Origin of the sequence: Gordonia sp. L191 (assembly GCF_030077625.1) — a bacterium.
Lineage (GTDB): Bacteria > Actinomycetota > Actinomycetes > Mycobacteriales > Mycobacteriaceae > Gordonia > Gordonia polyisoprenivorans_A.
The window spans coordinates 2,187,765-2,202,708 of record NZ_CP125996.1 but is presented as its reverse complement, the minus strand read 5'-3'; the positions used below and the strand labels follow the sequence as shown (position 1 = coordinate 2,202,708).

The 14,944-nt window shown below is 68.5% G+C and carries 10 protein-coding genes and 2 riboswitches; of the genes, 9 read left to right on the top strand and 1 reads right to left on the bottom strand.

Annotated features, from left to right (window positions below; all coding sequences use genetic code 11):
* Positions 1 to 212: 212 nt before the first annotated feature.
* The 9 genes from QNM97_RS09920 to QNM97_RS09880 all read left to right on the top strand — a co-directional run bounded on the left by QNM97_RS09920 (position 213) and on the right by QNM97_RS09880 (position 11,653).
* Positions 213 to 611 carry a BlaI/MecI/CopY family transcriptional regulator gene (locus tag QNM97_RS09920; protein WP_283822575.1) on the top strand — a complete coding sequence of 133 codons (399 nt, stop codon included), beginning with the start codon at positions 213 to 215 and terminating at the stop codon, positions 609 to 611.
* Between the two features lie 47 nt (positions 612 to 658).
* The gene (locus tag QNM97_RS09915) at positions 659 to 1,612 is read left to right on the top strand and encodes a M56 family metallopeptidase (protein ID WP_283822574.1); all 954 of its coding nucleotides are present in this window, start codon (positions 659 to 661) and stop codon (positions 1,610 to 1,612) included.
* A 75-nt stretch (positions 1,613 to 1,687) separates the two neighbouring features.
* Entirely contained in the window at positions 1,688 to 3,145 is a 1,458-nt protein-coding gene (gene gnd, locus QNM97_RS09910) for an NADP-dependent phosphogluconate dehydrogenase (RefSeq protein WP_283822573.1), read from the top strand.
* 50 nt (positions 3,146 to 3,195) lie between these two features.
* On the top strand, positions 3,196 to 4,629 hold the full coding sequence (gene guaB1 / locus QNM97_RS09905; protein ID WP_283822572.1) for a GMP reductase: 1,434 nt from the start codon (positions 3,196 to 3,198) through the stop codon (positions 4,627 to 4,629).
* Positions 4,630 to 4,636: 7 nt separating this feature from the next.
* On the top strand, positions 4,637 to 6,076 hold the full coding sequence (locus tag QNM97_RS09900) for a hemolysin family protein (protein ID WP_208791401.1): 1,440 nt from the start codon (positions 4,637 to 4,639) through the stop codon (positions 6,074 to 6,076).
* Complete coding sequence (locus QNM97_RS09895; RefSeq protein ID WP_283822571.1) at positions 6,073 to 7,149, top strand: hemolysin family protein; 1,077 nt, start codon at positions 6,073 to 6,075, stop codon at positions 7,147 to 7,149. The genes QNM97_RS09900 and QNM97_RS09895 overlap by 4 nt, the downstream gene beginning before the upstream one ends.
* A 1-nt stretch (position 7,150) precedes the next feature.
* Positions 7,151 to 8,092 carry a 3-methyladenine DNA glycosylase gene (locus tag QNM97_RS09890; RefSeq protein ID WP_283822570.1) on the top strand — a complete coding sequence of 314 codons (942 nt, stop codon included), beginning with the start codon at positions 7,151 to 7,153 and terminating at the stop codon, positions 8,090 to 8,092.
* A 98-nt stretch (positions 8,093 to 8,190) separates the two neighbouring features.
* Positions 8,191 to 10,380 carry a malate synthase G gene (locus QNM97_RS09885; protein ID WP_283822569.1) on the top strand — a complete coding sequence of 730 codons (2,190 nt, stop codon included), beginning with the start codon at positions 8,191 to 8,193 and terminating at the stop codon, positions 10,378 to 10,380.
* Between the two features lie 82 nt (positions 10,381 to 10,462).
* Positions 10,463 to 11,653 carry a hypothetical protein gene (locus QNM97_RS09880; RefSeq protein ID WP_283822568.1) on the top strand — a complete coding sequence of 397 codons (1,191 nt, stop codon included), beginning with the start codon at positions 10,463 to 10,465 and terminating at the stop codon, positions 11,651 to 11,653.
* 49 nt (positions 11,654 to 11,702) lie between these two features.
* Here QNM97_RS09880 and gcvP read toward each other — a convergent pair whose 3' ends face one another.
* Positions 11,703 to 14,645, bottom strand: coding sequence for an aminomethyl-transferring glycine dehydrogenase (gene gcvP, locus QNM97_RS09875; protein ID WP_283822567.1), 2,943 nt, complete (start codon positions 14,643 to 14,645; stop codon positions 11,703 to 11,705).
* 40 nt (positions 14,646 to 14,685) lie between these two features.
* Positions 14,686 to 14,818: riboswitch (glycine riboswitch) on the bottom strand.
* Positions 14,819 to 14,934, bottom strand: a riboswitch (glycine riboswitch).
* Positions 14,935 to 14,944 lie beyond the last annotated feature (10 nt).

Below are 14,944 nucleotides of genomic sequence, written 5' to 3'. Positions count from 1 at the left end.
GCCTACCGTGGCGTGGACCGGGGGTCTCTGCAGCCCTCAGGACTCTCGCGCGGTCCAACGGTTACTTAATGTAGGCTAGCCTTACCCGGCTGTCAAGCACGGCCGGCAGAAACGGGTACAGGTGCAGGTCACACGCCATAACCACATACGGCGCAACCACCACGGTCGCGCTCAACGAGTCGGATGCGGCATCGAGGAGAATCGGCAGTAAAATGCGAAAGATGAACGGATTGGGAGACCTCGAGCGGGCAGTCATGGACACGCTGTGGGCCACTCCCACCCCACAGACGGTCCGACAGGTCCACGAGTCGCTCTCGGAGAACAGGTCACTGGCCTACACGACGGTGATGACGGTCCTGCAGCGCCTGGCCAAGAAGAATCTGGTCACGCAGATCCGCGAGGACCGCGCCCACAAGTACGTGCCGACACATCCACGCGAAGACCTGGTCGCATCGCTGATGGTCGACGCCCTGAGCGAAGCCGACGCCCCCGGTTCCCGGCACGCGGCGCTGGTGTCGTTCGTCGGTCGGGTGGGCGCCGACGAGGCCGCCGCCCTGCGCCATGCGCTCGATGAGCTCGAAGCCGCCCGTGCGACGCACGAAACCGGCTAGATTCACCTGACACAGCCTGCACAGCCCAACCGCGAGGACAGCCAACGATGACCGCCCTTCTCTTCGGCATCCTGACGTTGCTGTTGGTCGGTCCCGTACCGGAGGCACTCTCCCGCGCCGCGTGGCCGATCCGCGCGCCGCGCGCGGCGATGACCCTGTGGCAGGCCATCGCCCTGGCCGCGGTGCTCTCGGCATTCAGTTGCGGACTCGCGATCGCGGCGAATCTCCTCGCCCCCGGTGCCGACGGCACCCCCACCACCCACCCGCTGCACGAGATCGAACGCCTCGGTATCCCGCTGTGGTCGATCTACGTCTCGGTCTTCGCCCTCACCCTGCTGATCGGTGCGCGGTTGTTGTTCACGGTGATCCGGGTCGGGATGCGAACCCGCGCCCGCCGCGCCAACCACCGTCAACTGATCGACATCCTCGACGCCTGCGATCGCTCCGACCACACCCATCCGCTGTTCGCTCGCGACATCCGCATGCTCGACGTCAGTGAACCACTCGCATATTGCCTCCCCGGCCTGCGTCAACGCGTCGTGCTCTCCGAAGGTGTGGTGTCACGACTGACCCGCGACGAACTGATCGCGGTCATCGCCCACGAACGCGCTCACCTGCGGGCCCGGCACGATCTGGTCCTCGAGGCATTCATCGCGCTCCACGAGGCGTTCCCGCGATTCGTCCGCAGCAGCTCGGCCCTCGACGCGGTGAAGTTGCTCGTCGAGGCCCTCGCCGACGATCAAGCGGTCCGCGCCACCGCGCCGACCACCCTCGGTCGTGCGCTCGTCGCCTGCGCCGACGCGGTCGCCCCGCGCGGGGCGATGGCCGTCGGCGGGCCGACCACCCTCGCCCGGGTCAACCGCCTCTGTCACGACCGGCCCACCCCCCTGCTGGCGCTCGCCGCCTATGCCGCCGCCGTGGCCATCCTCGTGATCCCCACACTCGCCGTCGCCATCCCCTGGCTGACCGAGATCAGCCGGCTTCTCACGGCCCACCACTGACCGACGACACCGGCATCGGCCGGTGCGGGTCACCCGACAACGCGCACCGGACCCGATAACCCATAGGCTGGGGTCATGACCAACTCCGCCTCGTCTACTCCTGCCACCAAGGCTCAGATCGGTGTCACCGGCCTGGCCGTGATGGGCTCGAACATCGCCCGCAACTTCGCCCACCACGGGTACACCGTCGCCCTGCACAACCGCAGCATCGCCAAGACCGACGCGCTGATCCGCGACCACGGCAGCGAGGGCGCATTCATCCGCACCGAGAGCATCGCCGAGTTCATCGACGCACTCGAGAAGCCGCGACGCGTGCTGATCATGGTCAAGGCCGGCGATGCCACCGACGCGGTCATCGACGAACTCGCCGACGCCATGGACACCGGCGACATCATCATCGACGGCGGTAACTCGCTCTACACCGACACCATCCGCCGCGAGAAGGCGATGGCCGAACGCGGACTGCACTTCGTCGGCGCCGGCATCTCCGGCGGCGAGGAGGGTGCGCTCAACGGTCCGTCGATCATGCCCGGAGGCCCGGCCGAGTCCTACAAGTCACTCGGCCCGCTGCTGGAGTCGATCTCCGCGCACGTCGACGGCGAACCGTGCTGCACCCACATCGGCCCCGATGGCAGCGGCCATTTCGTCAAGATGGTGCACAACGGCATCGAGTACGCCGACATGCAGCTCATCGGCGAGGCCTACGACCTGATGCGTCGCGTCCTCGACATGCCTGTCGCCGACATCGCCAAGGTCTTCGAGGGGTGGAACTCCGGCGACCTCGAGAGCTATCTGGTCGAGATCACCGCGCAGGTACTCGCCCAGGTCGACGCCGCCACCGGCTCGCCACTCGTCGACGTGATCGTCGACGCCGCCGGACAGAAGGGCACCGGTCGCTGGACGGTCAAGTCGGCACTCGATCTCGGAATCCCGACCACCGGTATCGCCGAAGCCGTGTTCGCCCGCGCGCTCTCCAGCGCCACCGATCAGCGTGCCGCCGCACAAGGACTCGCCGGCGGCACCCCGGGTGCGGCCCCCACCGGCACCGCGGCCTTCATCGACGACATCCGTGCCGCGCTCTACGCGTCCAAGGTGGTCGCCTACGCGCAGGGCTTCGACCAGATCGCGGCCGGCAGCAAGGAATACGGTTGGAACGTCGATCCGGGCGCACTGGCCACCATCTGGCGCGGCGGATGCATCATCCGCGCCCAGTTCCTCAACCGCATCCGCGAGGCCTACGCCGAGAATCCGGACCTGCCGAGCCTGCTGCTCGCCCCGTACTTCCGCGAGGCCGTCGAATCCGGTGTCGACGCCTGGCGCCGCGTGGTGGCCACTTCGGCGACCGTCGGGGTCCCGGTCCCGGCCTTCGCCTCGTCGCTGTCCTACTACGACGCGTTGCGCAGCGAACGCCTACCCGCCGCGCTGACCCAGGGCTTGCGCGACTACTTCGGTGCGCACACCTACCAGCGCACCGACAAGCCCGGCACCTTCCACACCTTGTGGGGCGGCGACCGCAGCGAAGTCGAGCAGTAGCCCGACCACCCATCACACCCCGAGCACTGAAAGGGACGTCGAGCGCAGCGATGCAATTCCTGTCCGGACACCACCTCACCCATGACCTGACCTATGACGACGTGTTCGTCGTACCGAACCGCTCGGATGTGACCTCGCGGTTCGACGTGGATCTGGGCACCCACGACGGGTCGGGAACGACCATCCCGGTGGTGGCCGCCAACATGACCGCGGTCTCGGGTAAGCGGATGGCCGAGACGCTGGCGCGTCGAGGTGGGCTCGCGGTGTTGCCCCAGGATTTGCCGCTGGCGGCGGCGGCACGGTCGATCGCCTTCGTGAAATCGCGCGACCTGGTGGCCGACACCCCGGTCACGTTGACCCGCGGGGATTCGGTATCCGACGCGCTGGCGCTGTTGCACAAGCGAGCGCACGGGGCCGCGGTGGTCGTCGAGAACGACGTACCGGTGGGTCTGGTGACCGAGGCCGCATGTGCCGATGTCGATCGATTCACCCGGGTCTCCGACGTCGCGGCGCCGGTGATCGTCACCCTGCCCGTGCACACCCCGCCCCGCGAGGTGTTCGACGCGTTGACCGATCTCCGGCAGGGACTCGCGGTGCTGACCCATCCCGACGGCACGCTGGCCGGCGTGCTGACCCGGGTCGGGGCGCTGCGTCACGGCGTGTATCACCCGAACGTCGATGCCGACGGCCGGTTGCGGATCGCGGCCGCGGTCGGCATCAACGGTGATGTCGCGGCGAAGGCCACCGATCTGGTCAGGGCAGGCGCCGACCTGTTGGTCATCGACACCGCGCACGGCCATCAGGAACGCATGATCGCCGCGGTGTCGGCGGTCGCAGCGGTCGGCCTGGAGGTACCGATCGTGGCCGGCAACGTGGTCTCCGCCGAGGGCACCATCGATCTGATCTCCGCAGGCGCCGACATCGTCAAGGTGGGCGTCGGGCCGGGTGCGATGTGCACGACGCGGATGATGACCGGTGTCGGGCGTCCGCAGTTCTCGGCGGTCGCCGACTGCGCGGCCGCCGCCCGGGAGCACGGTGGGCACGTGTGGGCCGACGGCGGGGTGCGGCATCCGCGCGACGTCGCCCTCGCGGTGGCCGCCGGGGCATCGAATGTGATGATCGGCTCCTGGTTCGCCGGGACCTACGAGTCGCCGGGCGATCTGCATCAGGATGCGCGCGGCGCGTACAAGGTGAGTTTCGGTATGGCCTCCAAGCGTGCGGTGGTGGCCCGCTCCGCCGACGACAACGCCTACGACCGGGCCCGCAAGAGCCTGTTCGAGGAGGGCATCTCCTCGTCGCGGATTCCCGTCGACCCCGACCGGCCCAGCGTCGAGGACCTCCTCGATCACATCTGTTCCGGGGTGCGCAGTACCGCCACCTACACCGGCGCCCGGACCCTCACCGAGCTGCACGACCGGGTGATCCTCGGCGTCCAGTCGGCGGCCGGATTCGCCGAGGGACGCCCGTTGCCGGGCGGGTGGTGATCGCCTGGTGCAGATCGTCCTCTACGTCGCCGGCCTGGTCGGCTTCGTCGCGCTCACCCTGGGCACCGCGCTGTTCGTCGCCGCGGAGTTCTCACTCACCGCGCTCGAACGATCGGCCGTCGACTCCGACGTCACCACTCGTGGCGACCGCCGCGCGCGGATGGTGCAGCGCGCCCATCGCACATTGTCGTTCCAGCTCTCCGGAGCTCAACTCGGCATCACCATCACCACGCTGGTCACCGGCTACATCGCCGAACCCGTTCTGGCGCAACTGATCACACCAGGACTGCAGGCATTGGGTCTCGGCTCCGGCGCTGCCGGGGGTATTTCCCTGGCGCTGTCGCTGCTCATCGCGACCTCGTTGTCGATGGTGCTCGGCGAGTTGGTGCCGAAGAATCTCGCCATCGCCCATCCGTTGTCGGTGGCCCGCGCGACGGCCGGACCGATGACGATCTTCTCGGCGATGTTCCGCTACGTCATCAACGGCCTCAACGGCTCGGCCAACTGGGTGGTCCGCCGCCTCGGTATCGAGCCGGCCGAAGAGCTCCGCTCCGGACGTTCGCCGCAGGAATTGGCGTCGCTGGTGCGCAACTCGGCGCGACAGGGCTCCATCGACGAGGACACCGCGACCCTGGTGAACCGCTCGCTGCGCTTCGGCGAACTCACCGCCGAGGATCTGATGACCCCGCGCGTCACGGTGGAATGCCTCGACCGCGATGCCAGCGTGCGTGACCTCGTCATCGCCTGCTCGGCGACCGGGCATTCCCGGTTTCCCGTCGTCGACGACGGCGACCTCGACGAGCTCATCGGCGTCGTGCACATCAAGCAGGCCTTCACCGTCGCCCCCGACGAGCAGTCGAGGACCACCGTCGCCGCCCTGGCCCGTCCCGTCGGCCGGGTACCGGTGACGCTGGACGGCGACGCGCTCATGGAACGCATCCGCGCCGACGGCATGGAGATGTGCGTGGTCATCGACGAGTACGGCGGGACCGCGGGCATCGTGACGACCGAGGATCTCATCGAGGAGATCCTCGGCGATGTCACCGACGAGCACGACGACGAACACCCCGACGTCCAGGCCGACGGGGAGGGTTATCTCTGCGCGGGTCTCTTGCGGGTCGACGAGCTGTACGAGGCCACGGGTTATCGGGCGCCGGACGGCTCCTACGACACCCTCGGCGGTCTGGTCATGTTCGTTCTCGGCCGCATCCCGCAGGCCGGCGACACTGTCGAACTGCCGCTGCGGACACCGGTGATCGACCCCGATGACGACGACGAGTCCGACGACGCCGACGAACTCAGCGATCAACGTTGGCGTGCGACGGTGACCGAGATGGACGGCAGGCGGGTCGACGTGGTGTCGCTGCAGCCGATCTCCGACGAACCCGCCTCGGAGTCACTGGCCGCGCGTTTCCACTGGAACTCCGACACGGCAGGTGAGCGATGAACGACATCGGCGCCATCGTCCTGGCGGTGGTGTTGCTGGCCGGCAACGCCTTCTTCGTCGGCGCGGAGTTCTCGCTCATCTCCGCGCGACGCGACCGGCTCGAGGCGCTCGCCGAGGACGGCAAGGCCCGGGCCCGCACCGTGATCCGGGCGGGCGAGCACCTGTCGTTGATGCTGGCCGGAGCACAGTTGGGCATCACCGTCTGCTCGATCCTGCTCGGACGTGTCGCCGAACCCGCGGTGGCCCATCTCATCGAGGGGCCCTTGGACCTGGTGCACATCCCCGAGCAGGTGGTGCATCCGATCGCCTTCGCGATCGCCCTCGCACTGGTGGTGGTCCTACACATCCTGCTCGGCGAGATGGTGCCCAAGAACATCGCGCTCGCCGGACCGGAGACCTCGGCGATGCTGCTGGTACCGGTGCATCTGGCGTTCATCAAGATCGCGCGGCCGTTCATCGGCGTCTACAACTGGCTGGCGAACATCACGTTGCGCGCGATGCGCGTGGAACCCAAGGACGAGCTCGATTCGTCGGTGTCGCCCGTCGAGCTCGCCCAGATGCTCGGCGAGTCCCGCGAGGAGGGTCTCATCGACGCCGAGGAGCACGACCGCCTCGACCGCGCGCTGCGCTCGGTGAGCCGGACCGTCGCCGAGGTGATGATCCCCCTGGACCGGATGCGCAGCGTCGACGTCGAGCGCGACCCGCAGACCGGCGGCAGCGGCCCCACGCTCGGCGCGGTCGAGCGTGCGGTCAGCGCCACCGGGTTCTCGCGGTTCCCGGTCCGTGGCCCGGACGGCACCTACACCGGTTATCTGCACCTGAAGGACATCCTCGACGACATCCTCGACGAACGGATCGGCCCGGACACCGTCATCGGTGTCGACAAGGTCCGCCCGCTGCCGGTGATCGCCGCCGACACCCCGCTCGACGAGGCCACCGGCGTCCTGCGCCGGACCAGCTCGCATCTGGGTGCGGTCGTCGACGACACCGGCCGCACGGTCGGGATCGTTGCGTTGGCAGACCTCGTCGAGGAGTTCGTGGGTACGGTCCGCGACGAGACCCACCGGATCTGACGTGATCGGCGAGATCCTCGCTCCCGCACGGTGGCACGCACTCCTCGACGCCCACGGCTGGCGCGTCGAGGAACTGATCGGTCCGTACCTGCGCGAGCGCCGCCGAGGTCACCGCCATCCGGTCCTCGACTTCCTGTTCACCTACTACTCGTCACGTCCCTCCCACGTGCGGCGGTGGCATCCCGGATACGGGATCGTCCTGCGCATCGACGACACCGCCCGCGACCAGGCCTGGGCGCGAGAGGTCTGCACGCTTCGCGGCTACCACCGCACGCCGACGGGCGTCACCGTCGATCCGGCCTACCTGCATCGCCGCCTCGACGCCGTACGCTCGGCACGCGAAGTGCTCACCGCGACCGCCGCCCGACCCGCACGCCTCGGATGCTTCGGGCTCCACGAGTGGGCAATGGTGTACCGCACCAACGACATCCGCCACGATCACCCGCTGCGACTCGGTGCCGCGGGCACCGACGCGGTGGTCGAGGCCATGCCGTTGCGCTGCACCCACTTCGACGCGTTCCGGTTCTTCACCGAACCCGCCCGCCCCCGCAACGAACGTCCCCTGAGCCCCGACGATCGCCTCGCCACCGATCAACAGGGGTGCCTGCATGTGTCGATGGACCTCTACCGCACCTGCTTCACCCTGGCCCCGCTTCTCGATGCGACGCTGACCCTCGACGCCTTCGAACTCGCCCGCGACGCGCGGGAGATCGACATGCGCGCGAGCCCCTACGATCTGCAGTCGCTGGGATACGAGCCGATCGCGGTGGAGACCGCGGCCGGGCGTGCGCACTACGTCCGCGAGCAAACCGCGCTCACCCGCCGCGCCGCTGCGGTCCGCACGCGAATCCTCGCGGCGATCGACGCCCTGCCCGGCGTCGGCGAACCACGCAGCGCGCAGCCGACCGGGGCCCTCGGCGATGTTTCCCGACGAGTAACATAGGGGGCCGCACACCGCAGAACCACGAGTTCACACCCCGTCCGGGCACCCAGGTGCCACCGGGGGTGAGCGCTGTGGGGACCACACGAAGGAAGGCGCACATGTCTGACCGGATCACCGTCAACGGCTTGCAGGTCTCTCGAGTCCTCTACGACTTCGTCAACGATGAGGCGTTGCCGGGCACCGGTGTAGACGCCGACACCTTCTGGTCCGGGGCCGCCGAGGTCGTCGCCGACCTCGCCCCGAAGAACAAGTCGTTGCTCGCCGTCCGCGATGATCTACAGGCCAAGATCGACACCTGGCACCGCGACCATCAGGGTGCCGATTTCTCCGATGCCGCCACCTTCGATGAATACAAGGACTTCCTGACCGGGATCGGCTACCTCGTGCCGATACCCGACGACTTCCAGATCAGCACCGCCGGCGTCGATCGCGAGATCAGCGAGACCGCGGGCCCACAGCTGGTGGTGCCCGTCCTCAACGCCCGCTTCGCGCTCAATGCCTCCAACGCGCGCTGGGGATCGTTGTACGACGCCCTCTACGGCACCGACGTCATCGCGGAGACCGACGGTGCGGAGAAGGGCAAGTCCTACAACAAGGTTCGCGGCGACAAGGTCATCGCCTACGCAAAGGACTTCCTGGACAAGGCGGTTCCGCTCGAACAATGCAGCTACACCGACGTGACCGCGTTCGCCGTCGTCGACGGCGCGCTGTCGGTGACGCTGGCCGACGGATCGACGGCCACCCTCGCCGACCCGTCGGCGTTTGCCGGTTATCGCGGGGAGGCGTCCTCACCGTCGTCGATCCTGTTGCGCCACAACGGCCTCCACCTCGACATCGAGATCGATCCGGACTCCCCCATCGGCTCCACCGATCCGGCGGGCATCAAGGACGTGGTCATGGAGTCGGCGATCACCACGATCATGGACTTCGAGGATTCCGTCGCCGCGGTCGACGCCGACGACAAGGTGCTCGGCTACCGCAACTGGCTCGGCCTGAACAAGGGCGACCTGGCCGAAGAGGTGACCAAGGGCGGCAAGAGCTTCACCCGCCGCCTCAACGGCAACCGCGAGTACACCGCACCCGACGGGACCGGCTTCGACCTGCACGGCCGCTCGCTGCTGTTCGTCCGCAACGTCGGTCACCTGATGACCAACCCGGCGGTCCTCGACGCCGACGGCAACGAGGTCCCCGAGGGAATCCTCGACGCCCTGGTCACCTCGCTGGCCGGCATCCACGGACTGTCCACCCAGTCGGGTGTGCAGAACTCCCGGACCGGGTCCATCTACATCGTCAAGCCGAAGATGCACGGCCCCGACGAGGTCGCCTTCACCGTCGAGCTGTTCGGCCGCGTCGAGAAGGTCCTCGGTCTGCCGGAGAACACCCTCAAGGTCGGCATCATGGACGAGGAGCGCCGCACCACGGTGAACCTCAAGGCCGCGATCAAGGCCGCCGAGAAGCGGGTGGTGTTCATCAACACCGGCTTCCTCGACCGCACCGGCGACGAGATCCACACCTCGATGGAGGCCGGCGCCATGATCCGCAAGGGCGAGATGAAGAAGCAGAAGTGGATTCTCGCCTACGAAGATTTCAACGTCGACACCGGTTTGGCCGCCGGCCTGCAGCACAAGGCGCAGATCGGCAAGGGCATGTGGGCGATGACCGATCTGATGGCCGACATGGTCGAGCAGAAGATCGGCCAGCCCAAGGCCGGCGCGACCACCGCGTGGGTGCCCTCACCGACGGCGGCGACCCTGCACGCCATGCACTACCACCTCGTCGACGTCTTCGAGCGCCAGGACGAGATCGCCAAGCGGGATCCGGCGTCGGTCGATGACATCCTCACCATCCCGCTTGCCCCGAGGACCGATTGGTCCGACGAGGAGAAGCGCGAGGAGCTCGACAACAACTGTCAGTCCATCCTCGGCTACGTGGTGCGTTGGATCGACCACGGTGTCGGCTGCTCCAAGGTCCCCGACATCCACGACATCGCACTGATGGAAGACCGTGCGACGCTGCGCATCTCGAGTCAGCTGCTGGCCAACTGGATTCGGCACGGCATCGTGACCGCCGACGACGTGGTCGACGCGCTCAAGCGGATGGCCCCGGTGGTCGACCGGCAGAACGAGGGCGACCCCGATTATCGGCCGATGGCCCCGGACTTCGACACCAACATCGCCTGGCAGGCGGCCAAGGAGCTGATCCTCGAGGGCACCACCCAGCCCAGCGGTTACACCGAGCCGATCCTGCATCGTCGCCGACGCGAGTTCAAAGCGGCTACTCAGCGCTGATTCGGCACTGCGTGAGGTTTCCGACCGGCCCTGACATGCCATAGGGTGTGCCCGGGCCGGTCGGACAACGGAGGACCAACGGGTGGCACACCATCGCGTCGACGATGACAAGAACAGGCTGCGGCATCGCGGGGTGAGCCGCGGCCTCGTCATGGTTCTGTTGTCGGCAGTCCTGATCGCCGCGTGTGTGGTGGTGTGGTTCCGCATAGGTGATCACGTCGACCGTGAGGCCGATGCCGCGGCCGCACAATGCGTCGACGGTCCGGCCACGGTCACCGTCCTCGCCGACCCCGACATCGCGCCGGGACTCGAGGCCATCGCGCAGGCATATTCGGCGACCACTCCGGTGGTGCGTGATCACTGTGTCCGCATCGCGGTCGCCGCGCGCGACGCCAAGATCACCCTCGACGGTCTGACCGGCAGCTGGGACACCGCGTCGATGGGTCCGTATCCGGCCGCATGGGTGCCCCAGTCATCGGTGTGGGCCGCCCAGCTCACGACCGCCAAACCCGATCTGGTGGATGGCGATCCCGATTCGCTGGTGACCTCGCCGGTGGTGCTCGCGACCGCTCCGGAACTCGGCGCGAAGCTCACCGGCCAAGTCGACTGGGGACAGCTCCCGACACTGCAGAGCCGCGACGACAGTCTCGACGACCTCGGGCTGCGCGGGTGGGGGTCGTTGCGTATGTCGATGCCGCGTGAGGGCCAATCGGATCCGAGTGTCCTCGCCGCGCAGGCGGTGGCGATGCGGGTGACCCACAGTGTCGGCACCCTGACCGCTGCCGATGCCGCCTCGACGCGGGTGTCCTCCAGCATCGACGCACTCACCCGAACCGCTCCGCGCTCCCCCGACGGTTCACCGGCGGGAGCGGCGACCGCGATCGCCACCGCGGCCGACCCGGCGAGCGCACCCATCCATGCCGTGCCCATCACCGAGCAACGGCTGTACCAGCTGACCAAGGACGACGCCAAGGCCCGGCTCGCCGAGGTGATCCCCGACGGCCCGACCCCGATCGCCGACTTCCCCGTCCTGCATCTCAAGGGCGATCAGGTCCCGCAGTTCGCCAGCGCCGCGATCTCCGAATTCCTCGGCTACGCCGAGAAACCCGAGCACCTGCGGGCGTTGACCGGCCTCGGTTTCCGCGGCGATGCCCCGCTACCGCCGAAGACCGCGACGGTCGCCTTCCCGATGACCGACGATCCGATGCCCAACCCGGAGGATCAGGCCATCGTCACGATCAACAAGCTCATGTACGGCACCAGCGAGGGCTGACCGGCCGCCCGGGCGTCACCACCCCACGTGTGTCACCCGGGCACCTGTGTCACTCGGCGAATGCCGCCACCGGCGGGCAACTGCACACGAGGTTGCGGTCGCCGAAGGCGCCGTCGATGCGGCGCACCGCGGGCCACACCTTGGCTCGCCCGCCCGCGGACGGCAGGCCCTGCGGGTACACGGCCAGCTCCCGGGAGTACGGATGATCCCACTCGCCGACCAGGCACTCCGCGGTATGCGGTGCTCCCCGCAGCGGGTTGTCCTCCGCGGGCCAGGTGCCCGCGGCCACGGCGTCGATCTCGGCGCGGATCGCGATCATCGCGTCGCAGAACGCGTCGAGTTCGTCGAGGTTCTCACTCTCGGTCGGCTCGACCATCAGCGTGCCGGCCACCGGGAAACTCATCGTCGGCGCGTGGAAGCCGTAGTCGGCCAATCGTTTTGCCACATCGTCGACGGTCACCCCGGTCTCCTTGGTCAGCGGACGCAGATCCAGGATCGCCTCGTGCGCCACCCAGCCGCCGACCTCACCGGTGTCCCCGGCGCCGGCCTCGTGGCCGGTGTAGAGCACCGGATAATGATCGGCGAGACGACGCGCGATGTAGTTGGCCGACGCGATGGCGGTCAGCGTCGCCCGACGCAGACCGGCCGCGCCCATCATCGCGATGTAGGCGTAGGTGATCGGCAGGATCGACGCCGACCCGTAGGGTGCGGCGGCGATCGTCGGGCCGTCGGGCAACTCCGGGGCAAGCGGGTGGCCCGGGAGGAACGCCGCGAGATGACTGCGCACCGCGACCGGACCCACCCCCGGCCCGCCGCCGCCGTGCGGGATGCAGAACGTCTTGTGCAGGTTCAGATGACTCACGTCGCCGCCGAAACGCCCCGGACGGGCGACGCCGACGAGCGCATTGAGGTTGGCTCCGTCGACGTAGACCTGACCGCCGGCGTCGTGGACGGCCGCACAGATGTCGGCGATGTCGTGTTCGAACACGCCGTGGGTGGACGGATAGGTGATCATGATCGCGGCCAGGCGCGGGCCGTGCTCGGCGATCTTGGCCCGCAGATCCTCGACGTCGACGTCCCCGTTGGTGCGGCAGGCCACCACGACCACCCGCATCCCGGCCATCACCGCCGAGGCCGCGTTGGTGCCGTGCGCACTCGACGGGATCAGACACACGTCGCGGTCGGTGTCGCCGCGGCTGTGGTGATAGCCACGGATCGCCAGCAGACCCGCATACTCACCCTGTGAACCCGCGTTGGGTTGCAGGCTCACCCGGTCGTAGCCGGTGATGGCCACCAGCCACGATTCCAGGGTCGCGATCAGCTCGCGGATGCCCGCACTGTCCTCGGCCGGGGCGAACGGGTGGAGTCCGGCGAAGCCCGGCCAGGTGATGGGTTCCATCTCGGCGGTGGCGTTGAGCTTCATCGTGCACGACCCGAGCGGGATCATGCTGCGGTCGAGCGCGATGTCCTTGTCGGACAGGGCGCGTAGGTATCGCAGCATCGACGTCTCGGTGCGGTGGCGGTTGAACGCCGGGTGCGTGAGGTAGTCGCTCGTGCGCGTCGCGATCGGCTGGGCGAACTGCCGGGGCCGCACACCGGCCGAATCGAAGACCGCGAGCACGGTGCGCACGTCGTCCTCGGTGGTGGTCTCGTCGCAGGCGATGCGCACGGTGTCGGCGTCCGCGCGCCACAGTGCGATCCCGGCTTGCCGGGCGGTGGCAACGATCCGGTCGGCACCGCCGGGGATTCGGACGGCCACCGTGTCGAAGAAGGCCGAGTGCTCGACGGCGAAGCCGGCGGCAGTGAGCGCGTCGGCGATCCGCGCAGCTCGCTCATGGACCCGAATCGCGATGGCGCGCAATCCTTCCGGTCCGTGATATCCGGCGTACATCGCCGCGATGACGGCCAGCAGGACCTGTGCGGTGCAGATGTTGCTGGTCGCCTTCTCGCGGCGGATGTGCTGTTCACGCGTCTGCAGCGACAGCCGATAGGCGAGGTTGTCATCGGCATCTTTGGACACCCCGACGAGTCGTCCGGGCATCTGTCGGGTGTGGGCGGTACGCACCGCGAGGTATCCGGCATGTGGGCCACCGAAGCCCATGGGCACACCGAACCGCTGGGTGGTACCGAAGGCGACGTCGGCGCCCAGCTCACCGGGCGGGGTGATCAGGGTCAGTGCCAACAGGTCGGCGCCCACCGCGACGAGCGCCCCGGCCTCGTGGGTGGCCTCGATGATCGGCGCGGCGTCGATGATGCGACCGGACGCACCCGGCACCTGCAGCACCACGCCGAAAAAGTCGTCGGCGGGCAGACCGTACCCGGGAAGCCCGGGATGCAATGCCGCCTCGACGATCTCGATACCCAACGGCTCGGCACGGGTCTCGATGACCGCCCTGGTCTGCGGGTACAGGTCGGCGTCGACGACCAGCCGCGCCGACTTCGACTTGCCCGCCCGACGCATGAGCGTCATCGCCTCCGCGGCCGCGGTCGCCTCGTCGAGCATCGACGCATTCGCGACCTCGAGGCCGGTGAGGTCGGAGACCATGGTCTGGAAGTTGAGCAGTGCCTCGAGGCGCCCCTGGCTGATCTCGGGCTGATAGGGGGTGTAGGCGGTGTACCAGGCCGGATTCTCCAGCACGTTGCGACGGATCACCGGCGGGGTGAGCGTGTCGTGGTAGCCCAGCCCGATCATCGAGCGGGAGACCGTGTTGCGCGCGGCGAGTTCGGCGAGGGTGGCAAGCACCTGGTGTTCGGTGACCGGCGGCGGAAGCGCGTCGAGGCCGTTGTCGTCGGGCGAATCGGCGATCACCGCGGGCACCACGCGCGCGGCGAGTTCGTCGAGACCCGACACGCCGATGGTGCCCAGGATGTGCGCGGTCTCCGCGTCGTCGGGGCCCACATGACGGTCGACGAAGGCCGACGGGACGGGCGACCGGGATTCGACGGGCGACCGGGATTCCACGGGTGACTGGGATTCGGACAGACGGGTCATGACGGGACCTCTCACGGGATCCGGGCACCGGATCGTTCGGTCCTCCCCCTCTGTCATGCCGCGGATCGCAGATCCGGCCGGCGCCTGAGAGATTCGGCCGTACGCGGCGTCACCGACACGTGTGGCCTTTCACCGTGGGCGGACGAGTTGCTCGTCACTTTCCAGAGACGCCGGCGTCCATCACGGTCCGGGTGCCTGAGAGTTTGACGGAGAGGTATTGCTCCTTCGGCGGTCACCGCGTGGCCTCGGCTCCGAGGCGTGGGCGGCGACGCTCTCCCGTGATGCAGCGGCGCCCGCCC